General features: G+C 68.1%; 25 protein-coding genes and 1 pseudogene. 13 read left to right on the top strand and 13 right to left on the bottom strand.

Annotated elements, in window-relative coordinates; all coding sequences use genetic code 11:
- Positions 1–18: 18 nt before the first annotated feature.
- Together K883_RS04715 and K883_RS04710 are read left to right on the top strand one after the other, a co-directional pair.
- Entirely contained in the window at positions 19–585 is a 567-nt protein-coding gene (locus K883_RS04715; protein ID WP_008260537.1) for a DUF4389 domain-containing protein, read from the top strand.
- Complete coding sequence (locus K883_RS04710) at positions 582–1205, top strand: class I SAM-dependent methyltransferase (protein WP_036453861.1); 624 nt, start codon at positions 582–584, stop codon at positions 1203–1205. The genes K883_RS04715 and K883_RS04710 overlap by 4 nt, the downstream gene beginning before the upstream one ends.
- On the opposite strand, the gene K883_RS04705 is transcribed toward K883_RS04710, so the two are convergent.
- Positions 1192–3708: an FtsX-like permease family protein gene (locus K883_RS04705; protein WP_020823563.1), complete on the bottom strand. Its 2517-nt coding sequence runs from the start codon at positions 3706–3708 to the stop codon at positions 1192–1194. The genes K883_RS04710 and K883_RS04705 overlap by 14 nt on opposite strands.
- Complete coding sequence (locus K883_RS04700) at positions 3705–4400, bottom strand: ABC transporter ATP-binding protein (protein WP_020823562.1); 696 nt, start codon at positions 4398–4400, stop codon at positions 3705–3707. The genes K883_RS04705 and K883_RS04700 overlap by 4 nt, the downstream gene beginning before the upstream one ends.
- 54 nt (positions 4401–4454) lie before the next feature.
- On the opposite strand from K883_RS04700, the gene K883_RS04695 reads away from it, so the two are divergent.
- The 5 genes from K883_RS04695 to K883_RS04675 are packed head-to-tail and all read left to right on the top strand — an operon-like array spanning position 4455 to position 9455.
- On the top strand, positions 4455–6230 hold the full coding sequence (locus K883_RS04695; protein WP_051070699.1) for a thiamine pyrophosphate-binding protein: 1776 nt from the start codon (positions 4455–4457) through the stop codon (positions 6228–6230).
- Positions 6211–6858, top strand: coding sequence for a hypothetical protein (locus tag K883_RS04690; RefSeq protein ID WP_008260527.1), 648 nt, complete (start codon positions 6211–6213; stop codon positions 6856–6858). The genes K883_RS04695 and K883_RS04690 overlap by 20 nt, the downstream gene beginning before the upstream one ends.
- Positions 6859–6865: 7 nt before the next feature.
- Positions 6866–7885 carry a 3-oxoacyl-ACP synthase III family protein gene (locus K883_RS04685; RefSeq protein WP_008260525.1) on the top strand — a complete coding sequence of 340 codons (1020 nt, stop codon included), beginning with the start codon at positions 6866–6868 and terminating at the stop codon, positions 7883–7885.
- Positions 7885–8940, top strand: a complete 1056-nt coding sequence (locus K883_RS04680; protein ID WP_008260524.1) for a pyridoxal phosphate-dependent aminotransferase — start codon at positions 7885–7887, stop codon at positions 8938–8940. Before K883_RS04685 ends, K883_RS04680 begins: the two co-directional genes overlap by 1 nt.
- 8 nt (positions 8941–8948) lie before the next feature.
- On the top strand, positions 8949–9455 hold the full coding sequence (locus K883_RS04675; protein WP_008260522.1) for a MarR family transcriptional regulator: 507 nt from the start codon (positions 8949–8951) through the stop codon (positions 9453–9455).
- A gap of 82 nt (positions 9456–9537) precedes the next feature.
- Here the strand turns inward: K883_RS04675 and mmsB are convergent, their stop codons facing one another.
- The 3 genes from mmsB to K883_RS04660 are packed head-to-tail and all read right to left on the bottom strand — an operon-like array spanning position 9538 to position 13154.
- Positions 9538–10425 carry a 3-hydroxyisobutyrate dehydrogenase gene (gene mmsB, locus K883_RS04670; protein WP_008260520.1) on the bottom strand — a complete coding sequence of 296 codons (888 nt, stop codon included), beginning with the start codon at positions 10423–10425 and terminating at the stop codon, positions 9538–9540.
- Between the two features lie 12 nt (positions 10426–10437).
- Positions 10438–11607 carry an isobutyryl-CoA dehydrogenase gene (locus K883_RS04665; protein ID WP_008260518.1) on the bottom strand — a complete coding sequence of 390 codons (1170 nt, stop codon included), beginning with the start codon at positions 11605–11607 and terminating at the stop codon, positions 10438–10440.
- Positions 11608–11633: 26 nt separating this feature from the next.
- Positions 11634–13154: a CoA-acylating methylmalonate-semialdehyde dehydrogenase gene (locus K883_RS04660; protein WP_036453859.1), complete on the bottom strand. Its 1521-nt coding sequence runs from the start codon at positions 13152–13154 to the stop codon at positions 11634–11636.
- A 103-nt stretch (positions 13155–13257) separates the two neighbouring features.
- Between K883_RS04660 and K883_RS04655 the strand changes: the two genes are divergently transcribed.
- The 6 genes and pseudogenes from K883_RS04655 to K883_RS04630 all read left to right on the top strand — a co-directional run bounded on the left by K883_RS04655 (position 13258) and on the right by K883_RS04630 (position 17764).
- The gene (locus K883_RS04655) at positions 13258–14694 is read left to right on the top strand and encodes a hypothetical protein (RefSeq protein WP_036453857.1); all 1437 of its coding nucleotides are present in this window, start codon (positions 13258–13260) and stop codon (positions 14692–14694) included.
- A gap of 42 nt (positions 14695–14736) precedes the next feature.
- Positions 14737–15313, top strand: a pseudogene (locus K883_RS04650) (RNA polymerase sigma factor).
- Entirely contained in the window at positions 15310–16008 is a 699-nt protein-coding gene (locus K883_RS04645) for a Rieske (2Fe-2S) protein (protein WP_036453855.1), read from the top strand. Before K883_RS04650 ends, K883_RS04645 begins: the two are co-directional and overlap by 4 nt.
- A gap of 30 nt (positions 16009–16038) precedes the next feature.
- Complete coding sequence (locus tag K883_RS04640; RefSeq protein WP_268819450.1) at positions 16039–16449, top strand: cupredoxin domain-containing protein; 411 nt, start codon at positions 16039–16041, stop codon at positions 16447–16449.
- On the top strand, positions 16446–17381 hold the full coding sequence (locus K883_RS04635; RefSeq protein WP_036453852.1) for a metallophosphoesterase family protein: 936 nt from the start codon (positions 16446–16448) through the stop codon (positions 17379–17381). The genes K883_RS04640 and K883_RS04635 overlap by 4 nt, the downstream gene beginning before the upstream one ends.
- Positions 17378–17764: a hypothetical protein gene (locus K883_RS04630; RefSeq protein ID WP_036453850.1), complete on the top strand. Its 387-nt coding sequence runs from the start codon at positions 17378–17380 to the stop codon at positions 17762–17764. The genes K883_RS04635 and K883_RS04630 overlap by 4 nt, the downstream gene beginning before the upstream one ends.
- Here K883_RS04630 and K883_RS04625 read toward each other — a convergent pair.
- From K883_RS04625 to K883_RS04590, 8 genes are all read right to left on the bottom strand, one after another.
- The gene (locus K883_RS04625; protein ID WP_036453849.1) at positions 17697–18785 is read right to left on the bottom strand and encodes an acyltransferase family protein; all 1089 of its coding nucleotides are present in this window, start codon (positions 18783–18785) and stop codon (positions 17697–17699) included. The two genes, K883_RS04630 and K883_RS04625, sit on opposite strands and share 68 nt — an antisense overlap.
- Before the next feature lie 98 nt (positions 18786–18883).
- The gene (locus K883_RS04620) at positions 18884–20050 is read right to left on the bottom strand and encodes an acyltransferase family protein (protein WP_036453848.1); all 1167 of its coding nucleotides are present in this window, start codon (positions 20048–20050) and stop codon (positions 18884–18886) included.
- Between the two features lie 95 nt (positions 20051–20145).
- On the bottom strand, positions 20146–21282 hold the full coding sequence (locus K883_RS04615) for an acyltransferase family protein (RefSeq protein WP_036453846.1): 1137 nt from the start codon (positions 21280–21282) through the stop codon (positions 20146–20148).
- A 144-nt stretch (positions 21283–21426) separates the two neighbouring features.
- Positions 21427–22551 (bottom strand): acyltransferase family protein, encoded by a 1125-nt coding sequence (locus tag K883_RS04610; protein ID WP_036453844.1) that lies wholly within the window; start codon positions 22549–22551, stop codon positions 21427–21429.
- 240 nt (positions 22552–22791) lie between these two features.
- The gene (gene rfbC / locus K883_RS04605) at positions 22792–23409 is read right to left on the bottom strand and encodes a dTDP-4-dehydrorhamnose 3,5-epimerase (RefSeq protein ID WP_036455274.1); all 618 of its coding nucleotides are present in this window, start codon (positions 23407–23409) and stop codon (positions 22792–22794) included.
- A 1-nt stretch (position 23410) separates the two neighbouring features.
- Entirely contained in the window at positions 23411–24406 is a 996-nt protein-coding gene (rfbB, locus tag K883_RS04600) for a dTDP-glucose 4,6-dehydratase (protein WP_008260499.1), read from the bottom strand.
- A 27-nt stretch (positions 24407–24433) separates the two neighbouring features.
- Complete coding sequence (locus K883_RS04595; RefSeq protein WP_036453842.1) at positions 24434–25300, bottom strand: LLM class F420-dependent oxidoreductase; 867 nt, start codon at positions 25298–25300, stop codon at positions 24434–24436.
- 20 nt (positions 25301–25320) lie between these two features.
- On the bottom strand, positions 25321–26169 hold the full coding sequence (locus tag K883_RS04590; protein WP_036453840.1) for an LLM class F420-dependent oxidoreductase: 849 nt from the start codon (positions 26167–26169) through the stop codon (positions 25321–25323).
- Positions 26170–26193: the final 24 nt, after the last annotated feature.

Genomic DNA, 26193 nt, shown 5'->3' with positions numbered 1-26193 from the left:
CCGGCCGATTCCGTAAGAGTGCGAGGCGATTTCGACGCGCCCTCGCGCTGGCTCTGGCTGGTGAAGTGGTGCGTGCTGGCCGTGCCGCACTACCCGATACTGATACTGCTCTACCTGATCTATCCGTTCTCGACCGTGGCGGCCGGCGTGGCCATCCTGTGCACCGGGCGTTATCCGCGGCCGCTGTTCGCATTCAACGTCGGCGTGCTGCGCTGGTCGTGGCGGGTGATGAACTACCGCTTCCCGATGAACAGCACCGACAGGTATCCGCCTTTCACGCTGGCGTCTCGGCCCGACTACCCCGGCGATCTCGCGGTCGACTATCCCGAGCGGCTGAAAAACTGGGCGGTGCTGGTGAAGTGGCTGCTGGCCATCCCCCAGGTTCTGCTGTGCTGGTCGATGGAGGCGCCGCTGCAGGTGCTGTGTGTCATCGCCGCGCTGGCGCTGCTGTTCACCGGGACGATCCCACCGGGCGCGTTCGATCTGCTCATGGGCATGGTCCGCTGGCGATACCGGGTGGCGGTGTACGTGTCTTTGATGCGCGACGAATACCCGCCGTTCCGAATGGATTTGGGCGCCCGATGACCCTGCGAAGCAGGGCGTTCCCCTACGTGTACCGATTCGGCCAGCCGCTTTTCGACCGGCTCTTTTACCACCGCTACCGACGGGCGGCGCTGAGTAACGCGACCGGCCGGCTGCTGATGCTCGGGCTGGGGCCGGGAACCGACTTGATGTTTCTGCCCGACACGGTGACGTCGGTCGCCGCCGTGGAGCCCGCGGCGCCGTTCCGGCGGATGGCCGCCAGGCTCGCCGGACGCCGCGGCATCGCGGTCGACCTCGTCGAGGGAACGGGCGAGTCGATTCCCTTCCCGGACAACTCTTTCGAATCCGTCCACGCCGGGCTGGTGTTGTGCTCGGTCGGCGACGTGGCCGCAACCCTCGGCGAGATCCGGCGGGTGCTGGTGCCCGGCGGCAGGCTCGTGGTCCTCGAGCACGTGCGCGGTGGCGGCGCGACCGGCCGGTTCCAGGATCTGATCGCCAAGCCGTGGTCGTGGCTGGCCGGTGGCTGCGAGCCGAACCGGCGCACCCTCGAGGCCATCGCCGCCGCCGGATTCGACACCGCCGCGGTGCGCAGCATCCGAACGCCGGTGCCCTTCCCGTGCAAACCCCATCTGCAGGGATTCGCCACCGTCACTCGACGCTGACCGCCTCGATGATGGACAGGCGCGCCGCGCGCCGTGCCGGTGGCACCGAGCCGAGCAGGCTGATCGCCAGCGCCCCGAGCGTGAAGGCAAGCGCCGGGGGGCTCGGGTGGAAGCCGACTTCGAAATTCATGATGTCCCCGCTGATGCGGCTGAACAACCACTGGTCGGTCAGGCCGAGCGCCAGCCCCAAAACGCCGCCGACGACACCGATTCCGGCCGCCTCCGCCAGCACCATCCGCAAGGTGAACCGCCGGCTGGATCCCATGGCGCGCAGCACGCCGATTTCGCGGCGGCGTTCGTTCACCGAGAGCGTCAGCGTGTTGAGTAGTGCGACCGCGGCCACCGCCACGACGATGACCCACACCGCGTTGGCGATGAACATGCTCTGACGCAGCGGGGCCTGCAGCCCCGCCAGCGCGGTGGGGCCGTCGTACACGTGGTTCGGGGCCGGCGCCGCCTCGCGGACGCCGGCCAGCAGCCGCTGCCGATTCGCCCCCGGGGCGGCGGCGATTTGCAGTGTCGTCGCCGCCGGGCGATCGAACCAGGCCCGCATCTGGTCGAGGTCGATTCCGACGGTGCCGATCACGGTCGAGAAGAACGGCACCAGGCCCAGCACGGTCACCGACCGCGGGCCGTGCGGCGTTTGGAGCCGCAGTTGGTCGCCGGCCCGGACGTGCAGAGTGTTGCCCAGATTCCGCGTCAGCACCACACCGCGGCCGGCGAGCACCTCGGTGCGCACCCGTTCGTCGAGCGCCCGGAAGAGCGCATCGTTGCTGCCGGCGGAAAACCCGTCGAGCAGGACGCGGGTACCGCCGACCACGGCGAAACCGAACGCTCCCTCGGTCACCCGTGCCACGCCGGGAAGCGCGGCGACCTTCGCGGAAAGCCCCTGTGGCAGAGCGTCGGTGGGGTAGCTGTCGGGCGGGTCCGCGCTCACCCACACGTCGGTATCGGTGACCGGTGCGAAGATGTCCCGCGCGGACCGAATCATGTCGGCGTTCGTGCCGGTGATCACGACGGTGGTGAGTACCCCGATGAGCACGGTCATCACGGTCGCCCACACCCGGCGCGGCGCACGCTGGATCGTCGCCGCGGCCAGCGCCCCGGACGACCCGAACGTGCGGGCCATCGCCGCCGTGGCGTGGACGATGGGCGCGGTGAGCGCGAAGCCCAGGGCGATCTCGGCACCCAGCACCGCGGCCATCGCCACGATGGCGTAGCTGCCGCGCTGGCCGGTGACGACCGGCGTCGACACCGCGAGCACCGCCACCGCACCCACCCCGCCGGCGATGCGCAGCCACCCCGGCACCGTGTCGGCCGCCGAGGCCCCGACCGGCGCGAGCGCCTCGATCGGCGAGACCTTGTACACCTGCCGCGCCGCCATCGCCGAGGCCGCCACGCTGGTCAGCGCCGTCGCCGCGAGCGCCAGCGGTATCGCATAGCCGGGCAGCCAATACTGCACGCGGGCTTCGAGCCCTTGTGTCATCGCCGGGGGTAAGCGCCCAATCGCGATGTGGCCCGCCACAATTCCCATGCCGGACCCGATAGCCCCGCCGATCAGGCCGAGCACCGCCGCCTCCGCCAGCATGTCGCCGACGATGCTGGCGCGCCGGCCGCCGATCGCCCGCAGCATCGAGATGACCGGCCGGCGCGCGGTGATCGCCATCGTCATCGTGGTGTAGATCAAAAACGCGCCAACCACCAACGCGACCGCGGCGCCCAGCAGGGCCATGTAGTTCATCAGCTTGACGCCGTCGCCGGCGCGGGCCGCCCGAAAGCTCGGGGCCGCGACGACCGCACGGCCGTGCACGGCGGCGGTGACCGCGGCGCGGACGGCGCCGGGGTCGGCGCCCCGCTTCATGGTGATGAGTATCGAGTCGAGTTGACCGGTGCGGCCGGTGGCGTTCTGCGCCAAGGCAAGTGGCGCAAGCACGTAGTGCCCGCCGTTGAGGTCCTCGTATCGCTTGCCCGCGAGCACCTCGGTCACCGTGACCGACGCCGAACCCAGTTGAAACGCCTGGCCTTTCGCATAGCCGACGCGAGGTCCGGCCTGAACGCCGGACGGCGTCGAGGACAGCGCCTGCACCGGCCGGGTGACCACGTCCTTGAGGGCACCGCCCAGGGCGGCGGTGCTCGCGTCGGCGCCCAGCAGCAGCACCGGCCCCGACGGTGTGGACGCCGACGCCCGGATCATCGGTGCGGCGGTGGCTACGCCGGGAACGCCGGCCACGTCGGCCAGTATCGAGTCGGGGAATCCGCCGTCGGTGATGCCGGACACCTCGAGCGCGGCGACGCCGGCGATCCCGTCGGCCAGCCGGCCCACCGACCCGGTGATCGACCCGAAGATGCCGAAGATCGCCACCAAATACGTTGCCGAGACCGCCATTACGGCGATCGACGCGAACGTGCGGCGCCGATGCACGGCCAGCTCGCGCAGGCTGAACACGCGCAGCCTGCTCGCCGCGGCCGCGAGCTTGAAGCCGCGCCGCGCCCCGGGCCTCACCCCGCGACCGCCATGACGTCCGAACCGACGCGACCGTCCTGCAGCGTGATCACCCGGTCGGTGGCCGCGGCCGCGTCGGCGTTGTGGGTCACCATCACGACCAGCCGACCCCCACCCTCCTCGTGCGCCACCTCCGCCAACAGCGCCAAAATGGACGCGCCCGTCGCGGAGTCCAGGTTTCCGGTCGGCTCGTCGGCGAGGATCAGCGGCGGGTTCATCATCAAGGCACGCGCGACCGCGACCCGCTGCATTTGACCGCCGGACAGTTCCGCCGGCCGGTGCTGCGCCCGGTTGCCGAGCCCGACCCGGTCCAGCAGGCGTATGGCATCCGGCTTGGCGCTGCCCAACCGGACTCCGTCGAGCAGCTTGGGGATCGCCACGTTCTCCCAGGCCGACAGCGTCGGCAGCAGGTTGAAGAACTGGAAGATGAAACCCACCCGCCGATGGCGGAACCGCGACTGCTGTTCATCGCCAAGACGGGCGATTTCCTCGCCGTCGAACGCGATCGACCCCGAATCGGGGGAATCCAAGGCGCCGAGCAGGTGCAACAGCGTGCTCTTGCCCGCCCCGGACGGCCCGACGACCGACACGAACTGCTCGTCCGCCAGCCGCAGGCTGACGCCGTCGAGCGCCCGCACCGTTTGACCGCCGACCCGGTATTCGCGCACGACGTTGCAAAGTTCGACCGTCATTCAGACATCACGATGACCGGCGGTGAACGGTTCATGTACTGGATCTGGACGACGATGAACCGACCGGGCCGCTACCTCGTTTCTTCAGGCATGCTTGGCAGGCACCGGGTGGTCGACCACATCGTCGGGCACCTCGCGGCGATCGGAGTCGATCACATCTTCGGTGTGGACGGCGCCAACATCGAGGACGTGTACGACTCCGCGCACTTTTGCCCCGACATCGACGCGGTGTTGGCCAAGCACGAGTTCTCCGCGGCCACCATGGCCGACGGGTACAGCCGAAGCGGGGCCGGGGTGGGCGTGGTGGCCGCGACCTCGGGCGGCGGAGCGCTGAACCTCGTTGCGGGTCTGGGCGAGTCGCTGGCGAGCCGGGTTCCGGTGCTGGCGTTGGTCGGCCAGCCCGCCCGCACGATGGACGGCCGCGGCAGCTTTCAGGACACCAGCGGCGCAAACGGATCGTTGAACGCCGAGGCATTGTTCTCGGCGGTATCGGTGTTCTGCGAGCGGCTGCTCACGCCGGCCGACATCGTCTCGCTGCTGCCCCGGGCCATCGCCGCGGCGCGCACCGGCGGACCGGCGGTGTTGTTGCTGCCCAAGGACATTCAGCAGGCCCATCTCGACGCCGGGCGTGACGACGATGACGCGGATGGCATGCGGGCCGCGATCGGCAACCCGCATCCGATCGCGGCCGAGCTGCGGCGGGTGCAGGGGCGGGTCACGATCCTGGCCGGCGAGCAGGTGGCGCGCGACGACGCCCGCGCCGAACTCGAAGAGCTACGCGCGCTGCTGCACGCGCGGGTGGCGACCGTCCCGGACGCGAAGGATGTCGCTGCTGCAGACGGGGGACCGGCCGCGCTGGGGGTGACCGGTGTCATGGGTCACCGCAACGTGGCCGAGGCGGTGGCCGCCAGCGCGGTGTGCCTCATCGTCGGCACCCGGCTGGCGGTCACCGCGCGCGGCGGCCTGGACGAGGCGCTGGCGGCGGTGCGGACGGTCTCGATCGGTTCGGCGCCGCCGTATCTGCCCTGCACCCACGTGCATACCGATGATCTGCGCGGCTCGCTGCGCGCGCTGACCCATGCGGTTCGCCACCGCGGGCGGCCGGCCGGTCCGCGCATCCCCGGCGCGGGCCGGCCCGCCGAAATGACGCCCCCGCCCTTCACCGGGCCGGGCGTGCGGTACCGCGAGGCCATGGCGGTGCTGGACGATGTCGTGCCCGACGGGTCCGACATCGTGGTCGACGCCGGCAACACCGGCGCCGCGGCCATCCACTATCTCCCGGTGCGACGCGGCGGCAGGTTCGCCGTCGCGCTCGGCATGGGCGGCATGGGCTACAGCTTCGGCGCCGGGATCGGAATGACGTTGGGGCGAGCCAACACCGGCCGCCCGGCCGGCCGCACAGTGGTGATCGCCGGTGATGGCGCGTTCTTCATGCACGGCATGGAGGTGCACACGGCCGTGCAGTACCGGCTACCGATGACGTTCGTGTTGTTCAACAACAACGCGCACGCCATGTGCGTGACCCGCGAGCAGCTGTTCTACGACGACCTGTACAGCTACAACCGGTTTCGTCCCAGCCGGCTCGGCGCCGGCCTGGCGGCGATGTTCCCCGGCCTGGCGGCGGTGGACGTCAGCGACGCCGATGGATTCGCCGCGGCCATGGGCGCGGCGCTCGACATCGACGGCCCGGCGGTGGTCAGTGTCGAGTGCGCCGCCGACGAGATCCCGCCGTTCGCACCATTTCTCACCGCCGCGCCCGCCAAAGGCCATGGGGTGGACCAGATTTCACATGCTGAGGAGAACTTGACCAATGTCGCTGCCAGCGCTTGAGGATATCCCGGACCTCATCGATGGGGTCACCCGCATCGAAACCAGCCCCAGGGAGAAGGCCACGCCGATCATCATGGACATGATGCGGTCGGTGTACCCGCACGACCAGGTCTTCGGGCAGTACTGCACCGTCAACGACTACGTCGACTGCCCGCCCGACGAGCTCTACGAGTACATGGCCGACACCCGCAGCCTGGAGGAGTGGACGTACAGCCTGCGCGGGTTCACCCCCACCGACGAGCCCGGATTATGGCTGGCGCACGACCGGCTCGGCTCGGAAACCGAGATCTACACACGCACCGTCGCCAACGCCCAGGCGCGGACCGTGGATTACCACTGCGCCTGGGATCAAGGCAAGCATCTGTGGATGATCTACCTGATGCGTGTCGTCGACGCCCAGACCGTCCTCGACAAGCCGGGATCGGTTGTGCTGTGGACGAATTGTCACCACCCCTTCTACGACCACAACCCGTACCCGGAGACCGCTCCGGCGCAGCGGCCCGTGTGGGTCGGCGACTTCTGGGACATGTTCGCCGCCGGCCACCTGCTGGAGTTGCGCAACCTCAAGGCGATCGCCGAGTACCGCCACCGCAACGGCCTGCCCGTGACGCCGGTGTGGATGAGATGAGCAGACCATGGCTAAGCCGACTGTCAGCCTGATCGACGTTTCCACCTATCTGCCGGGCGAGCCGATTCCCGCCGGCTACTACGCCCGATTCGCCGAATCCGACGACCTGCGCGACAACGTGATGTTCCGCGCCCCGAAGTTTCGCCATCACGTCGGCGCGGACGAGAGCTCGGTCGACATGATCGAGCGTGCGGCCCGGGGGCTGATCGAACGGCACGGCCACGACGTCGTCGAAGGTGCGGACGTGCTGATCACCCACACCCAGGTACCCGACATGGCGTTCTACGGCCAGGGTGGCGGCATCGCGCATCGGCTGGGCATGCGGCCGTCCTGGGTGCTCGACCTGAACAACGGCGGCTGCGCCGCATTCGTGTTGGCGCTCAACGTGGCCCGCACATTGCTGTCCGCGGGCCAGGGGCGCACCGCGCTCATCGCGATCGCGCAGAACGCGGCCGGACAATTCTTCGATCAACCGACCATCCGCCGCAAGGCGCAGTCGGCGGTGCCCGGTGACGGCGCCGCCGTGGGACTGGTCGCGCTGAGCGAACACTCGCCCATCCTGGATGTCGAGTGCCGCACCTACGGCGAGTATGCGGGCGAAATGACGCTGTCCTACGACCCGCCGCGCAAGTGGTGGCAGGCCGGCCCCGGCGAGGGCAGCATCGGTTTCACGGAGAGCAAGATCACCAAGGTGCTGGCCCGCGGCAACCGGCAGGTTCCGGAAGTGGCGCTGGCGGTGTGTGACCGAATCGGGTTGGCCGCCAAGGACCTCGACCTGCTGGTCACCAACCAGCCCAACCGGGCGTTTCTGCGCAATTGGCGCGACGCGCTCGAGTTGCCCCCGCAACGCCATCGGGACACCTTTGACGAGTGCGGCAACCTGTTCGGTGCCGGGATCCCGATCAATCTGGACCGCGCGATCGCCGACGGCCAGCTGGGCGCCGGGGAAGTGGTCATGATGGCGGCCTTCGCGCATGCCGGCGACTTCGCCGGCGCCGCCGCGGTGCGCTGGGGCGGACGAGGCTGATGCACGCGGTTCCGGCCCCGGTTGCCGGCCAGATCTGCGATGCGCTGCCCAACGCGGTGGATCCGTTCGCCCTGTCGCTCAACGAGAATCCGTTTCCGCCGCTACCGTCGGTGCGTTCGGCGTTGATTCGGTCCGTTTCCGCGGCGAACCGGTATCCGGAGTTCTTGCCGGAGCGGTTGCGCGGCCTGATCGCCGGCCACATCGGTGTGCCCGCCGACCGGGTGGTGCTGGGCGCCGGGGCGACGGGCGTCGTGTTGCAGGCGCTGCAAGCGCTGACCGCGCCGGGCGACACGATCGCCATGGCGTCGCCGACGTTCGATGGCTATCCGATCGTCGCGCAACTGGCACGATTGAACTCGTCGCTCGTCCCGCTGGACGCGCACGGCCAGCACGACCTCGACGCGCTGGCCGAGGCGGCCGGCGCCGCCCGTGTGGTGGTGGTGTGCCGGCCGCACAATCCGACCGGCACGCTGGAGCCCGCGGCCGCCGTACTCCGGTTCCTGCGCCGGGTGCCGCACGACACCGTCGTGCTGCTCGACGAGGCCTATATCGAGTTCACCGCTCCCGAGCACCGTTTCGACGTGGCGGCACTGGTCACGCGTTTTCCCAACGTCGTGGTGGTGCGGACCTTCTCCAAAGCCTACGGCCTGGCCGGGCTGCGAATCGGTTACGCGGTGGCGTCCCACCAGCTGGCGCCGACGCTGTGGACCCAGCAGCTGCCGTTCGGCATCGCGATCACCGGCCTGCTCGCTGTCGCGGCGTCGTATGCCGCGGAAGGTGAACTGCTGCGCCGGATCCGGCTGATCACCGCCGAACGCCGCTATCTCCGGATGCGCCTGAGCGCGCTGGGGATCTACACGGCCGACGCGCACGCGAACTTCATGTATCTGCCGTCTCAACAGGGCTGGTCGTGGCGTGAGGCTTTCGGCGACGACGCTCCGCGCGTGCGGTATTACGCGGACGGTGCCGCGCGGATCACCGTGGGCGGTCGCGCATCGACGACGGCGGTGCTGTCGGCGTTGGGAAAGGCCACGCTCGGGCTCCAAGTGCGGTAAGAAGGGGCGTGGCCGACTCACGACCGGACAAGCGTGATCCGATCGCCGCGGCGCGGGCCAACTGGGAGCGCGCCGGGTGGGGTGACGTGGCTCCGGGCATGGTCGCGGTGACGTCGGTGATGCGTGCGCACCAGATCCTGCTGGCCCGCGTGGAGACGGCGCTGCGGCCCTACGACCTCAGCTTCTCCCGGTACGAATTGCTGCGGCTGCTGGCGTTCAGCCGCTCCGGCGCGCTACCCATCACCAAGGCCTCCGACCGGCTGCAGGTTCACGTCACCAGCGTCACCCACGCGATCCGCCGGCTGGAGGCCGACGGGCTGGTGCAGCGGGTTCCGCACCCCACCGACGGGCGCACCACGCTGGTCCAGATCACCGACCTGGGCCGCTCGACGGTCGAGGACGCGACGATCACGCTCAACAAGCAGGTGTTCGCCGATCTCGGGATGTCCGACGCCGAATCGCAGGACCTCGCGTCGTCGATCGAGACGTTGCGCCGCAACGCCGGCGACTTCTGAGCTCGTCGTCCCGCGCCCCCAACGTCGAGTTGTTGCGGCGAATCGGCTTATTTCCCGCCACAAGTCGACGTTCGGCGCGCGGTCAACGCAGCGTCTCGATGATCGCGCTGAAGTCCTTGTCACCGTGGGAGGCGTCCGACGCAACGAACTCAGCGTAGATCTCGGCGGCGTGGCGGCCCAGGGGGGCGGTCGAACCGCTCGAGGACACCGCATCCATCGCCAGTCCAAGGTCCTTGTTCATCAGCGCGGTCGCAAACCCCGGCTTGAAGTCGTTGTTGGCCGGCGACGTCGGGACCGGGCCCGGCACAGGGCAATTGGTGTGCACGGCCCAGCAGTTTCCGGTCGCCCCGGTGATCACGTCGAACAGCGACTGCGCCGACAGGCCGAGCTTTTCGGCCAGGACGAACGCCTCGCCGATCGCGATCTGCTGCACCGCCAGCACCATGTTGTTGCACACCTTGGCGGCCTGGCCCGCCCCGGCGGCGCCGCAGTGAATGATCTTGCCCGCCATGGGTTCCAGCACCGGCCGCGCGCGTTGCAGGGCGGCGTCGTCACCGCCCACCATGAACGCCAGCGTCCCGGCGACCGCGCCGTTCACCCCGCCCGAGACGGGCGCGTCCAGCTGGGCGATGCCGCGCGACTCCGCCAGCGCATGCACCTCGCGGGCGTCGGCGACCGAGATCGTGGAGCTGTCGATGAACAGAGCACCGGGCCGCGCCGCGGGCAGGATCTCCGCGTAGCAGCGCTTCACCAACTCGCCGTTGGGCAGCATGGTGATGACCACGTCCGCACCGGCCACCGCGTCGACGGCGGTGTCGAAGGCGGCGACGCCGGCCGCCGCGGCCGCGGACAGCGCCGCGGGCACCGGGTCGAATCCGCGCACCGCGTGGTTGGCCGCAACGAGGTTCGTCGCCATGGGCCCGCCCATGTGGCCCAACCCCAGGAAAGCCACGGTCACGTGCTCGGTCATCTGAAGACCCTTCTATGCGGTTGCCGGAGAAGCTCTGAACCGTGCGGCTTCTGCCCGACCGATGACCACTCGCATGATTTCGTTGGTGCCTTCCAGGATCCGGTGCACCCGCAGGTCGCGCACGATCTTTTCCAGACCATACTCGCGCAGGTAGCCGTAGCCGCCGTGCAGCTGCAGGGCCTTGTCGGCGACCTCGAAGCAGGTGTCGGTGACGTAACGCTTGGCCATCGCGCACAACTCGACCTTGTCGGGATCGTCGGTGTCCAACGCATTGGCCGCGCGCCACAACATCATGCGCGACGTCTCGAGGCCGGTCGCCATGTCGGCCAGGGTGAACCGGATGGTCGGTTCGTCGAGCAGGGACTTGCCGAACGCCTGCCGATCGCGAACGTAGGTTCCCGCCTTGTCGGCGGCGGCCTGGGCGCCACCGAGCGAGCACGCGGCGATGTTGAGCCGGCCGCCGTTGAGGCCGTTCATCGCGATGCCGAATCCGGCGCCCTCGCCGTCCGCGCCACCCAGCATCGCCTCGGCCGGCACCCGCACGCCCTCCAGGATCACCTGGGCGGTGGGCTGGGCATGCCAGCCCATCTTCTCCTCCGGCGCGCCGAAACTCAGCCCCGCACTGTCCTTTTCGATGACGAACGCCGAGATGCCGCGCGGGCCGTCGCCGCCGGTCCTGGCCATCACCACGTAGACGTCCGAGGCGCCCGCGCCCGAGATGAACTGCTTGACCCCGTCGAGGACATAATCGCCGCCCTCTTTGACCGCGCGGGTGCTCAACGCGCTGGCGTCGGAGCCGGCGCCCGGCTCGGTGAGGCAGTAGCTGGCGATGACGTCCATCGAGGCCAACCGCGGGACCCAGTCCTTGCGCTGTTCGGCGGTGCCGAACGTGTCGATCATCCACGCGCACATGTTGTGGATCGACAGGAACGCGGCGGTGGTGGGGTCGGCGATCGCCAGCTGCTCGAAGATGCGGACCCCGTCGAGCCGGCGCAGCCCGCTGCCGCCGACGTCCTCGCGGCAGTAGATCGCCGCCATGCCGAGCTCCGCCGACTCACGCAGCACGTCGGTCGGAAAGTGCTTGGCCGCATCCCATTCCAGGGCGTGCGGGGCAAGGCGCTTGGCGGCGAACGCGGCGGCCGTCTCGGTGATCACCCGTTCGTCGTCGTCAAGGGTAAACATAGTGAGGCCGGAATTCCTTCTCGGTTCTAATCCATTGTGGGAATGACGAATTCGGCGCCGTCCTTGATGCCGGACGGCCACCGCGACGTCACCGTCTTGGTCTTGGTGTAGAAGAGGATCGACGACGGACCGTGCTGGTTGAGGTCGCCGAAGCCGGAGCGCTTCCAGCCGCCGAAGGTGTGGTAGGCCACCGGCACCGGGATCGGCACGTTGACACCGACCATCCCGACCTGCACGCGGGAGACGAAGTCGCGGGCGGCGTCGCCGTCGCGGGTGAAGATGGCCACGCCGTTTCCGTACTCGTGCTCGGACGGCAGACGCAGGGCCTCCTCGTAGTCGTGGGCGCGCACGATGCACAGGACGGGCCCGAAGATCTCGTCGGTGTAGATCGACATGTCCGGGGTGACGTGGTCGAACAGGGTCGGCCCGATGAAGAAGCCGCCTTCGAGGTTGGCGTCACCGAAAGTCAGGTCGTCGCTGGCGCGTTCGCGGCCGTCGATGACCAATTCGGCGCCCGCGTCGACGCCCTGGCCGATGTAGTCGCGCACCCGCGCCACGGCGGCTTCGGTCACCAGCGGACCGTAATCGGCCTTGGGGTCCAGGCTGTGGCCCACGCGCAGGTTGTTGATCCGCTCGATGAGCCGGGCGCGCAGCCGGTCCGCGGTCTGCTCACCGACCGGGACCGCGACGCTGATCGCCATGCAGCGCTCGCCCGCGCTGCCGTATCCCGCGCCGATCAGCGCGTCGACGGCCTGGTCCAGGTCGGCATCGGGCATCACGATCATGTGGTTCTTCGCGCCGCCGAAGCACTGCGAACGCTTGCCGGTGGCCGCGGCCCCGGCGTAGATGTACTGAGCGATGTCGGAGCTGCCGACGAACCCGACCGCCTGGATGTCCGGGTGGTTCAGGATGGCGTCGACGGCCTCCTTGTCGCCGTGCACGACCTGGAACACGCCCGGTGGCAGGCCGGCCTCGACGAAGAGTTCGGCGAGGCGCACCGGGACCGACGGGTCGCGCTCGCTGGGCTTGAGCACGAACGCGTTGCCGCAGGCCAGCGCCGGGCCGGCCTTCCACAACGGGATCATCGCCGGGAAGTTGAACGGCGTGATGCCCGCGACCACGCCCAGCGGCTGGCGCAGCGAATAGACGTCGATGCCCGGACCGGCGCCCTCGCTGTATTCGCCCTTGAGCAGGTGCGGGATGCCGATGGCGAACTCGATGACCTCGATGCCGCGCTGGATGTCGCCCTTGGCGTCGGCCAGGGTCTTGCCGTGCTCGCGCGACAGCAGCTCGGCCAGCTCGTCGTTGTGTTTGTTGACCAGCTCGATGAAACGCATCATCACCCGCGCGCGGCGTTGCGGATTCGTTGCGGCCCAACCTTTTTGGGCCTCGAGGGCCGACGCCACCGCGGCGTCGATGTCGGCCTGGCCGGCCATCGGCACCTGGGCCTGGACACTCCCGGTGCTGGGGTCGAAGACGTCGGCGGTGCGGCCGGGCTGGCCGGCGGTGCGCCGACCGTCGATGAAGTGGGGAATCTGTGTGGTCATGGGGCCCTCGGATGTGGTTGACGCGCTCAAGCGGATACTTGCATATCCTAGTAACCCGGTTCGGGCCTTGGCAAGGTGGGTGGCGGGCTAGCCTGACAGCGGTATGCACACCATCGAGGCCGACTACCTGGTGGTCGGGGCGGGCGCCATGGCCATGGCGTTCATCGACGCGCTGGTCGCCGAAGCCTCAGCGGCGCAGGCCCGCGTCGTGGTGGTGGACCGCAACCACGCGCCCGGCGGGCACTGGACCATGGCCTACCCATTCGTGCGGCTGCACCAGCCCTCGGCGTTCTACGGCGTCAACTCCCTGCCGCTGGGTGGCGACGCCATCGACAAAGTCGGTTGGAACCGGGGGCTTTACGAACTGGCCACCGCCGGCGAGATCTGCGCCTACTACGACCACATCATGCGCCGGCGGCTGCTGCCCAGCGGGCGGGTCAGCTACTTCCCGATGAGCGAATACCTCGGCGAACACCGTGGTGAAGCCCGGTTCCGCACGCTCGCCGGCGCCGACTACACCGTCCGGGTGGCGCGCCGCATCGTCGACGCCACCTACATGCGGGTCACGGTCCCCGCGATGCGCCCGCCGCCGTATCGGGTCGCGCCCGGCATCGACTGCGTCCCGCCCGGCGACCTGCCACGCCGCGGCGCCCACGAGCGCTACGTGATCGTCGGGGCGGGCAAGACCGGCATCGACACCTGCCTGTGGCTACTGGGCCAGGGTGTCGAGCCGGGTCGGCTCACCTGGATCATGCCGCGCGATTCCTGGCTGCTGGACCGCGAGACCATGCAGCCCGGCGCGTTGTTCGCCGAGAAGATCAAGGCCGGCTTCACCGCGCAACTGCGCGCCATCAACGACGCGGCGTCGGTGCGGGATCTGTTCGACCGCCTCGAAGAGGCCGGCCTGCTGCTGCGGATCGACCCGGCGATCCGTCCCGCCATGTACCGCTGCGCCACCGTCACCCGCCTCGAACTCGAGCAGCTGCGGCGGATCACCGACGTCGTGCGGATGGGGCACCTGCGGGCCATCGAGGCCGACACGATGGTCCTCGACCGGGGCGCCGTGGCGGTCAGCGGCCGCGAGCTCTATCTCGACTGCACCGCCGACGGCGCCGAAAAGCGGCCCGCCACACCGATATTCGATTCCAACCGCATCACCCTGCAGAGCGTCCGGGGCTGCCAACAGATCTTCAGCGCGGCGCTGATCGCCCACGTGGAGGCCGCGTACCGCGACGACTCGCAGAAAAACGAGCTTTGTGTGCCGCTGCCGCATCCGGACACCGATGTCGACTGGCTACGGCTGGCGTGGGCCGATTACAGCAACCAGCTGCGCTGGTTCGACGACCCGGGCTTGATGTCGTGGTTGTCGACGGCGCGCCTGGATCTGTTCGGTCACCTGATCGGCCACCTGCTGCCGTCGGCGTCGGCGAAGCCCCGGGTCCGCGAGCGGATACTGGGCATCGCCAAGTCCGTGTTTTCCGCCACCGCCACCAAGCTCGACGAGCTGATGGCCGCCGAAGCCGCGCTCGCCGCGCGCTGACCCGTGTAACCCGAGCCGATATTGATCGGGTGAAGGAGGCATGTGGCGGCAAGAAGCGATCCCGTCGGGCCGCGACCCCTGCGCGCGGTACCCGGCGCCGGGCATGAGGCCGGCTACCCGGACTGGGAGGCGGTGTACTCCGACAACGTCGGGTGGGTGTACCGCACGCTGTTCGCGCGCGTCGGCAACCGGACCGACGCCGAAGACCTCACCGCCGAGGTGTTCCTCGCCGCGCTGCGGCCGCTGCGCCTGACCGTGAGCGTGGCCGAGGTGCGCGCCTACCTGCGGGCCACGGCCAGGACGGTGCTGGCCGCACACTGGCGCCAGACCCTGGGACGGGAGATCACCTCGATCGAGGGGACGGGAGATCACCTCGATCGAGGACATCGAACAACCGGCCGACAGCGAGGAGGCGATCAGCACCGCGCCGCAGCGGGTGGCGCGCGTCCTGGACGCCCTGCCGGATCGGTATCGCCAGATCCTGGAATCGCGCTTTCTGCGCGGCAATTCGATCAAGGAGTCGGCCGCGGAACTCGGAATCAGCGTGCCCAATGCCAAAGTGCTCCAGCACCGCGCCCTGCGGCTGGCGGCGCAGGTCAACGATGGGGGCAAGCAATGAATGCGCGGGGCTTACGACGCTATGTCGACGATCTGTTGCGGGGGCGCCGGCCCAGGCCGTTCGCGCCCGACGACTTCGAGGCGGCGCAGCTGCGCACCGCCATCGAGCTGCGGGCCGCCCGCAGCGGGGATGACGCGCCGCGCCCGGAATTCCTCGCCGATCTGCACCGTCGCATCGGCGAACAGATGTCAGGCACGCCGACGCGAACCCCGCCCGGGCGCACCGGCACGCGCCGCCAGGTCATCGTCGGCACGTCGGCCGCGGCGACGGCCGCGGTCGCCGCGGTTTCGCTCGATCGCGCCGTGATCTCCGGTCGCCAACGGCGACCGAGTGCCCCGGATAACGCCGCCGGGCGACTCACCCCCAACGAGGGAAGCTGGCAGCGCCTCGCCTCCAGCTCGGACGTGCCCGACGGGGCCACGCACGCCTTCGATCTGGGTTCGGTGACCGGATTCGTCCGGCGCATCGACGGCAAGGTGCACGCGATATCGGGGGTGTGCACCCATCAAGGCTGCAAGCTGTGGTTCGACGCGCCCGATGACACCTTGCGCTGCCCCTGCCACACCACGTCGTTCTCGCCCAGCGGGCAAGTGCTCACCCATCAGTTGCCGATCGCACCAAAACCGTTGCCCGAATTGATGGTTCGTGAGGTCGACGGTGTCATCGAGGTGTTCGCCCCGGGGCGCGGCGCCTGAACGGTGTAACCCGCCGCCCTATCTGTGGGCATGGATATCGCCCTGCGTCGAAGGCTTTTGGCGGCCGTGCTGGCCGCGAGCGTGCTCTCATCGCCCGGCTGTGGCCGACCGCGCCCCGTGGCGACCAGCCCCGCGCCCACCGCCGCGCCCACCACCGGGGTGTCGATCACCGCGCCGCTCCAGGCAGCCGGCGCCAACCAGGTCACCATTGACGGCTTCGCTTTCGCGCCGCCGAACCTGACGGTGCCCGCCGGGACCACCGTCACCTGGACCAACCGCGACGAGGAACCCCATACGGTCGCCGCGAATGACGGCTCCTTTCACTCGCCCGGCATGGGAACGGGAGCGACCTTCGCCCACACCTTCTCCGCCCCTGGGACTTTCGACTATGTCTGCTCGATTCATCCGATGATGCGCGGCACCGTGGTGGTGACGGGATGACCGGCCGCCCGGGCGACGATGCCATGACCCGGCGCCAGCTCCTCCGGCACACGGCGTGGTTCGGGGCGGCGGTCGGGTTGACCGTGGCCGGGGGCGAGGTCATCTCGCATGTCGCCGGGGAAGCGGCGGCTCAGCGCGCGCACGTCCGGCCCACCCTGCGGTTCGCCCAAATCAGCGACAGCCACCTCGGCTTCACCGGTGCGCCCAACAGGGACGTCGCGGCGACGTTCAGCGACGCGATCGACAAGGTCAACAGCCTCGGCTACACACCGGATTTCGTCATCCACACCGGCGACCTCACTCACCTTTCCAGCCCCGAACAGTTCGACCAGGCGAAGCAGATGATGAGCGGTCTGAAGACGCGCCACGTGTTCACCGTGCCGGGCGAGCACGACTCCGTCGACGACGCGGGACAGAAGTACCGAAACACCTTCGGCGCGGGCGCGGTTGGCGACGGCTGGTACAGCTTCGACATCGCCGGTGTGCACCTGATCGCGCTCGTCAACACGTTGAACCTGCGCAAGCTAGGCCATCTGGGGGTCGATCAGCTGGAGTTCGTCAAGAAGGACGTCGCCCATCTGCCGAGCGACACCCCGATCATCGTGTTCAGTCACATCCCCTTGTTCGCGATGTACCCCCAATGGGGCTGGGGCACCGACGACGCCGCCCAGGCGCTGAGCTACCTGCGCCGGTTCTCCTCCGTCACGTGCCTCAATGGCCATGTCCACCAGCTGTTTTCCAAAACGGAGGACAATGTGACGTTTCACAGCGGCGCTGCCACCGCGTACCCGCTGCCCAGACCCGGTGACGGGCCGGCACCCAAACCGGTGACGCTGCCGGCCGGCAAGCTGCGCGACGCATTGGGTATCCGCGAGGTCGGCTACACCACGGGAGAGACCGCACTGGCGCTGAAAGAACGGGCGTTGCGGTGATCGGCGCCCTGGTGCGGTTCGGATTCGCCGCGTCGTTGGCCCTCAGCGCCGTCAGCCACGCCTACCTCTATGTCCATGGCTACCAACGCATTCCGGCCATCGGCACGGGATTCCTGGTGCAGGCCAGTGTGTCATCGGCGATCGCTCTGCTGATCGTGGCCGGCGGTCCCGCGTGGCTGCGCTGGGCCGGTGCCGCAATGGCCGCCGGATCTCTGGTCGCCTTCGCGCTGTCGCGCACCGTGGGGCTCTTCGGCTTCTCCGAACGGGGCTGGGATCCGTCGCCTTATGCGGCGATCAGCGTGGCCGCCGAAGTGGTCATCCTGCTGCTGTGGTGGCGGGGTGGCCGCCTTCGGCTTTCGTGGCGTCAGACCACTTCCGTTTGAGCCGGCGCTTGAGAGCCATCGAGGGCTTTTCGATGAGGAACCAGCTCGCCGCGGCCACGGGTAGCGTCGCCGCGGCGGCGACGAGAAAGAACGCAACGGGTTGAAGACGCGCAAGGCCGCACACGGCCAAGAGTTGCTGGGTCGGGAACGCGTAGATGTAGACGCCGTAGGACAGATCCGTGCGTAGCCTCAAGCGGCTGCTCTTCAGCAAGGCGCCGGACACGATGATCGCGTAGGCCAACGGAAGGGCGGCGACCGTGCGGTAATCGGGCAGCATGCTGGACGCCAGCACGATGACGACGCTGACCCCGACGAGCGGCCACCGAGCGGGGATCACCTCTCTCCATTGATAGAGGACGGCTCCGGCCGCGAACATGATCGCCGAACGCACGGCGATCTGGGGAATGGTCCATACCCCGGGGAACGTCATCGGCGGCATCGCCGTTGCCAGACCCGTAGCCACGACGAGTATTGCCGGAGAGACCCAGCGGTGATGGGCCAGGCCCGCCATACCGACACCGGCGACGGCGAGATAGCAGATCACTTCCCAGACCAGCGACCACAGCGAACCGTTCCAGAGCCCGGAATGTGGTATCCCGCTTGGTGTTCCGCCGACATCGAGATGGACGTACGCCACCGCGCTGTTTTTCAGGACGTATTCGAGCGGCCCGCCGGAGCACACGAGCTTGCCGACCGAGCCGCCCTGGATCGCCACGCTGAGGGGGGCGAAGGCGAACGCCGTCACGATGAGGCACGCGTAGTAGCCGGGCAGGATACGAAGGGCGCGGGCGGTCAGGTAGTCACGCACGTGCGGGTCGTCGAGCCAACTCCTGGTGATGAGGAACCCCGAGATCGCGAAGAAGCCGTCCACCCCTATCGAGAACAGAAGTTGCAGCGTCGCCGCGGGTGGCATCCGGCCGGTGATGGGCCAGCAGTGCCACAGCATCACCTCGGCAGCCAGCACCAGCCGCCACGCGTTCAGCGCGTTGTTTCCCCCATTGAAAGCTTGTCCGAGGGTCATCGGCCACCGCCCGTCGTGCACCCCCCGCTTCGCGGATATTACCGCGGTTGGAGCGGGGACGATTGAGCCTTTTTATTTTGTCAGAGGGCCGAACCCGGCTAGGCGGCGCCGGTGCCGTTCGGGGCCGGCCGGTCGGCCGTCGCATCGGCCGTGGCAGCGGGACGTTCTGTGTCGGTCTCTGCCACCCTGGGGTCCGTTTCGGCCGCGGCGGGCCCGGACCACCTCTTTTTGAGTCGGCGTTTGAGAGACATCGCAGGCTTTTCGATGACGAACCAGCTCAGCGCGGCCAGCGGAAGGGTGCACAGTGTGGCCACTATCGAGAACACGTTCGGATTCAGAACGCCAACCCCACAGATCACCAGCAACTGTTGAGTCGGGAACGCGTAGATGTACACGCCATAAGAGAGATCCGTACGTAACCTCAAGCGCTTGTTTCGGATGAGTGCGCCCGAGACGATGATCGCGTACGCAAGCGGTATGCCGCCGAGCCTGCGGTAATCCGGCAGTACGGTCCCGCCCAGCAGGACGACTGCGACACTCACCCCGACGAGCCACCACCGCGCCGGAATGACGTCTCGCCACTGGTAGAGGAGCGCTCCCGCCGCGAACATGATGGCGAAGCGGGCGCTGGCGGCGGCAAATTGGAGCGTGAATTCCGCCTGCAGTTTGAAGGGCGGCACCAACGCTGCGCAGATTACCGCTGTCACCAGGATCGTGGGCGAGACCCAGCGGCGATTGGCGAGCCCGGCCACCCCGAGGCCGGCAACGACGAAGTAGCAGGCGATCTCGAACATAAGCGTCCACAGCGAACTGTTCCACGTTCCCGGATAAGGGATCCCAGTTGGTGTTCCGCCGACGTCGACCTTGAGCGTCGCCACCGCGATGTTCATCAAGACGTACTGGAAGGGCGCGGCTGAGAAGAGGAGCTTCAGCGCTGCGCCACCCTGAATTGCCACACCGACGGGAGCGATGATGAAGGCCGTGACGATCAGGCACACGTAGTACCCGGGCAGGATGCGAAGAGCTCGCGCCGTCAGGTATTCCCGCAGGTGCGGTTGGCGCAGCCAACTAGCGGTGATGAGGAATCCCGAGACCGCAAAGAACCCGTCGACCCCTCCGGCGCCAAGCAGATGTCCGACGATCCCGGTCGGCGACGGGCGGCCCGTGACAGTAAACGAGTGCCCGAGGATCACCGAAATCGCCAGCACCAACCGCCATGCGTTGAGTGCGTTATCGCGCGTATCGAATGCCTGCCCGAGCTTCATAGACCTCCACCCGTTGCCCCCAGCTGTCGGCGGCAGTCTATGTCACTCTGCCGGGACGACTGGCGTTTTCAGCTGTTTTTGAAGGTCATTGGGAGCTAGGCGGTTTCGCTCAAACCCGGACCGGGCCGGTCGCCAATGACGTCGGCTTTGCTGGCGGGGGGCGGCTCCTCGGAGCTGGAGGTTACGGGGGCGGACCACCTCCGTTTGAGCCGGCGTTTGAGCGACATCGAGGGTTTTTCGACGAGGAACCAGCTTGCAGCGGCCAGCGGCAAGCTGGCCGCGACGGCGACGAGGAAGAACACCGCGGGATGGAGGCGAGTCGCGAGCCCGCAGACGGCCAGCAACTGCTGGGTCGGGAATGCATAGATGTACAGGCCGTAGGACAGATCCGTACGCAGTCTCAACCGGTCGTTCTTCAGTAGGGCACCCGACACGATGACTGCGTAGGCCAGGGGCAGGGCACCAACGACCCGGTAGTCGGGCAGGAACCCGGCGCCCGCCACGATCACGAGACTGATGGCGACGAGTGACCAGCGAGCTGGGATCAGGTCTCGCCACTGGTACATGACCGCGCCCGCCGAAAACATGATGGCTGCGCGCACCGCGAGCTGCGGGATGGTCCACACGCCCGGAAATGTCAGCGGCGGAAGTATCAGCGCCAGACCCGTAGCCAGGGCCAGGATCACGGCAGAAATCCACCGGCGATTAGCCAATCCGGCTACGCCGATCACGGCGACGGCGAGGTAGCACAGCAGTTCCCAGATCAATGACCACAGCGAGCCATTCCAGGTCGGTCCGCCCGGCACGAAGCGCGGGGTGCCGCCGACATCGACCTGCAAGTAGGCGACAGCGGCGTTTTTCACGACGTACTCGAGTGGCGCGGTGGACCCGAGCAGCTTGGCGGCCGAGCCGCCCTGGATGGCCACGCTGAGCGGGGCGAAAACGAACGCGGTCGCGATCAGGCAGATGTAGAAGCCAGGAAGGATACGAAGCGCGCGGGCCGCAAGGTAGTCGCGCAGTCGCGGATCACTGATCCAACTCCTGGTGATGAGGAAGCCGGAGATCGCGAAAAATCCGTCAACACCCACCGAGAAGAAAAGTTGCAGGGTAGATTTCGGCGGCATGTGGCCGGTGATCGGCCAGGAATGGAACAGCATCACCTCGGCCGCCAGCGCCAATCTCAGTGCGTTCAGCGCGTTTTTGCGCGGATCGAATACCTGCCCGAGTTTCATCGGCCTCCGTCCACGTGTACGCCGCGCTCCCTCGGGCGCCATCGTATCGGTCGGGCGACATAGGCGGGCTCGGTCGGGCGACAATGACCAAAACGACGTGCCGGTGGACCGGTGACCTAACGTCGATACAGGCCGTGACCGGTGCTAAGCAGCACCCGAGACCTCTGGTGGCAATGCGACCGGCGCTTGCGACCGGGAGGCCAAAGGTTTCCCTTTGAAACGCGACTTCAGGGACCTGGCCGGTTTCTCAATGAGGAACCAGCTTGCCGCGGCCAGCGGCAGGGTCGCTACCGCGACGGTGAGGCAGAACACGATGGGGGTGAGGCTGATCAACCCGAGGACGAGCAGCAACTGCTGGATCGGGAAGGCGTAGATGTACATGCCGTAGGACAGGTCGGTACGCAATCTCAACCGCTTGCTTTGCAGCAGGGAGCCCGAGACGACGACGGCATAGGCGAGCGGGATGGCGGCGACCACCCGGTAGTCCGGCAGCTGGCCGGCCGCCAGCACGATGACCACGCTCACCGCGACCAGCGACCAGCGAGCGGGAATCACGTCCCGCCATTGATACAAGAACGCTCCAGCCGCAAACATGATGGCGGCGCGGCACGCCATGAAGATGAGAGTGGTCGCTATGTTGCCCTCGGGGTGATGGAACACGTCGGGGAACCGGACGGGCGGCATGAGTGACGCGCCGATCGCCGCCACCACCAAAATCGTTAATGAAACCCATCGGCGATTGGCGAGCCCGGCCACGCCGATGACGGCGACGACGACATAGCACATCACTTCCCAGAAGAGCGACCACAGGGAAGCGTTCCAGATGCCGGCATTGGGGATCCCGTGCGGAGTGCCTCCGACATCGAATTTGAGCCACATCACGGCGATGTTCTTCAGCACGTACTCGAACGGAGCGAACGAGAAGAGCAGCCTTGCCGCCGAGCCGCCCTGGATCGCCACGCTCAATGGGGCGAAGACGAACGCGGTCACGATCATGCAGACGTAGAAGCCGGGCAGGATGCGAAGGGCGCGAGCGGCGAGATACTCGCGGAGCCGAGGGTTGCTGATCCAACTCGCGGTGATGAGGAATCCCGAAATCGCGAAGAATCCGTCGACGCCGACGCAGAGCAGCAGTTGAAGAACCGCCCGCACCGAAGGGAGATGACCCCGGATCGGGTAGGTGTGCCAGAAAATGACCTCGCCCGCGAGCGCTAACCGCCATGCGTTCAGCGCATTGCGGCGCGGATCGAACACCTGCCCGAGTTTCATTGACGGTTCCCGCCATTTGAACAGGGCGTCATCGGCATCATCGGCGCAATCCTAGCGCCACCGAATACTGAATTGGGCCGGTTTACGGTACTGGTCCAATTCGGCGCCCGCAATGGGAACGTTAATAGATATGCGTCTAATAGGCAGCTCAGGCGGTGAAAATGATTTTGCGCGCCGCGCGCGTCAACAATGGTGCGGGATAACGCACATCGCTCGAATGGGCGACGCCGCTCGCCCGCGTCAATTCGCGGGCTTTGCCCGCAAACCCTCGACGAACGCGTTCGTCTCCTCCCAGGTGGGGAGCAGGCCGGAGGCGCGTACGTCGTCGAGGCTGGGGGCCGTGGCGTCGCGGTCGGACAGGGTGGGCGGTGCGCCGTCCACCAGCGGCCAATCGATCCCCAGCGCCGGATCGGTTGCGCAAATGGTGTGTTCGCGTTGCGGGTTGTATTCCGCCGAGCACAAGTACATCACCGTCGAATTGTCTTGCAGCGCCAGGAAACCGTGTCCGAGGCCCTCGGAGAGGTAGATCGTCCTGTGCTCGGTGTCGTCGAGCAGCACCGAGTCCCACTGACCGAATGTCGGTGAGCCCACCCGGATGTCGACGACGACGTCGAATACCGCCCCGCGCACGCAGGTCACGTACTTGGCCTGGCTCGGCGGTACCTGGGCGAAGTGCAGGCCGCGCAGCACGCCGGCCGATGACACCGAGCAATTGGCCTGTCGAACATCCAACCGGTGACCGGCGAAGGACCTGAATCCCTTGTCGGTCAGCCATTCGAAGAAATGGCCCCGCGAATCGCCATGAACGGCGGGGGTGATCTCCCAGGCGCCGGGAACTTTCAGCTCGCGAACTTCCACGTCACTGCCCACGTTCTTCGTAGCGGGCTTCGGAGGCGTCCTTCAACGGGCGCCACCATGATTCGTTCGCGCGGTACCAGTCGATGGTCTCACGCAGCCCCTCCTCGAAGTCGGTATGCTTTGGCGCCCAACACAATTCGTCGTACAGCGTCGATGGGTCGATCGCGTAGCGCAGGTCGTGGCCGGCGCGATCGGTGACATGGTCGAAGTCGTCGGGTTCGCGGCCCATCATCTGCAGCAGCGTCCGCAACACGGTCAGGTTGTCGCGCTCGCCCTCGGAGCTGATCAAATACGTCCGGCCGATCTCGCCCTTCTCCAGGATGCGCCGCACCGCGCTGTTGTGGTCGTCGACGTGGATCCAGTCCCGGACGTTGGCGCCGGCGCCGTAGAGCTTGGGCCGCCGCCCGGTGAGCACGTTGGTGATCTGCCGCGGGATGAACTTCTCGACGTGCTGATACGGCCCGTAGTTGTTGGAGCAGTTCGAGATCGTCGCGCGCACCCCGTATGAGCGCACCCAGGCCCGCACCAGCATGTCGGCGGCGGCCTTGGTCGCCGAATAGGGGCTGGACGGGTTGTACGGCGTCGCCTCGGTGAACCGCTGGGGGTCGTCGAGCTCCAGGTCGCCGTAGACCTCGTCGGTCGAGATGTGGTGCAGCCGCACACCGTAACGCCGCACCGCTTCGAGGATGGTGAAGGTGCCGACCACGTTGGTGTGCAGGAACGGCTCGGGGCCCTCCAGCGCATTGTCGACGTGGCTCTCCGCGGCGAAGTGCACCACGGCGTCGGATTCGGCGACCAGCCGCGACACCAGTTCGGCATCGGTGATGTCGCCGACCACCAGCTCGATGGCGTCCTCGACGCCGGCCAGTGACTCGCGCCGGCCCGCATAGGTCAGGGCGTCGAGCACGGTCACGGAGTCCTCGGGGTGCTCGCGAACGGTGCTGTGCACGAAATTGGCGCCGATGAAACCAGCGCCGCCGGTGACCAGTAACCGCATGCCCCAAACCCTAACCGAGCCGATGGGTCAGTTTGCGGCAGTTAGCCCCAGAGCGCCGGCCAATTCGGTCAGCGCAGGTAGCAGGGTTTCTTTGGAATAGCCGCCCAGCACCTGGATGGCCACGTGGTCGGCCCCGGCGTCCAGGTGCTCGCGCAGCCGGCCCGCGATCGCCTCCGGGGTGCCGTGGGCGACCACCGCGTCGATCAACCGGTCGCTGCCGGGCGTGCGCACGTCGGCTTCGGTGAACCCCAGCCGCAGCCAATTGTTCACGTAGTTGCTCAGGCCCAGATAATGCTCGACGGTCTGGCGGCCGATCTCGCGGGCCTGTTCGGCGTCCGTGCTCAGCACCACCTTGTGCTCGGGCGCGAAATACACTGCCCCGCCGAGCAACTCGCGCGCCCTGGCCGTGTGTTCCGGGGTGGTCAGGTAGGGATGTGCGCCGGCGCTGCGTCGCGCGGCGAGCCGCAGCACCCGCGGCCCGAGCGCGGCGACCACCCGGCGGCTGGTCGGCACCAGCGCCGCGTCGAGTTCGTCGAGGTAGGAGACCAGGGCGTCGTACGGTTTGACGTACTCTCCGGTGTGCTCGGGGTGGCCGACCCCGACGCCGAGCAAAAACCTTCCCGGGTGGTGAGTTTCGATGCGGCGGAACGACTCGGCGACGGCCGCGGCGGGCGCCGACCAGATGTTGACGATTCCGGTGGCCAGCTGCAGCGACGTGGTGCGCGCCAGGGCGGGTTCGACCCAGGACAACTCGGCGTCCGGCGAGCCGCCGATCCAGGCGGCGCCGTAGCCCAGCGATTCGATCCCCGCCGCCAACTCGGGTTGGATGGATCGCGTCGGCAGCCACACGCCGAACTGGCCCAGGTCGGGCTTGAGCGAAACTCCCTCGGTCATCCAGCTCCCCCTGCCGGTCGTCAGGACGGATTCAGTCCCAGTGGCCCCGCCAGTTCGGCCAGCGCCGAGATCAGGTTTTCATCCTTGGTCAGGACCTGCACCGGGACGTGATCGGCGCCGGCCTCGAGGTGCTCGGTGAGCCGCGCCGCGATCTGGTCCACGGTGCCATAGGCCACCACCGCGTCCACCAGCCGGTCGCTGCCCGGCCGGGTGACCTCGTCCTCGCCGAAACCCAGCCGCTTCCAGTTGTTTCGGTAGTTGGCGAGATTGAAATAGACGTCGAGCGCCTTGCGGCCGACGGCCCGTGCCTTCTCGGCGTCGGTGGTCAGGATCGCCTTGTGCTCGGGGGCCAGGAACGCCGACGGGCCGATGATCTCGCGGGCCCGCGCGGTGTGTTCCGGCGTGGTCAGGTAGGGGTGTGCTCCGGCGGAGCGCTCCGCGGACAGCCGCAGCACGCGCGGCCCGAGCGCGGCGACGACCCGGCGGTTGGCGGGCACCCCGTAGTCGTCGAGCTGCTTCAGGTAGTCCACCAGGGCGTCGTAGGGCTTGCGGTACTCGGTGTGAGCCTCGGGATGGCCGACGCCGATGCCCAGCAGGAAGCGGCCCGGGTACGCCTTGTCGATGCGGTGGAAGGACTCGGCGACGGGCCCCGCGGCCGCGGTCCAGATGTTGACGATGCCGGTGCCCACCTGCAACGTCGTCGTGGCTTCCAGGAGGGGTTCGACCCAGGACAGCTCGGCGGGAGGCGACCCGCCGACCCAGACGGCCCCGTAGCCCAGCGCCTCGATGTCCTTGGCCTGCTGGGGTGTGACGCCGCGTCCGAACGATCCGAACCGGCCGAGATCGGGCTTGCTTGCTGCATCGGTCATGGTCTTCCCAACCGGGCGCGGTGC

It is taken from the genome of Mycobacterium sp. TKK-01-0059 (assembly GCF_000709305.1).
Lineage (GTDB): Bacteria > Actinomycetota > Actinomycetes > Mycobacteriales > Mycobacteriaceae > Mycobacterium > Mycobacterium intracellulare.
This window is presented reverse-complemented; position numbering and strand designations above follow the sequence as displayed.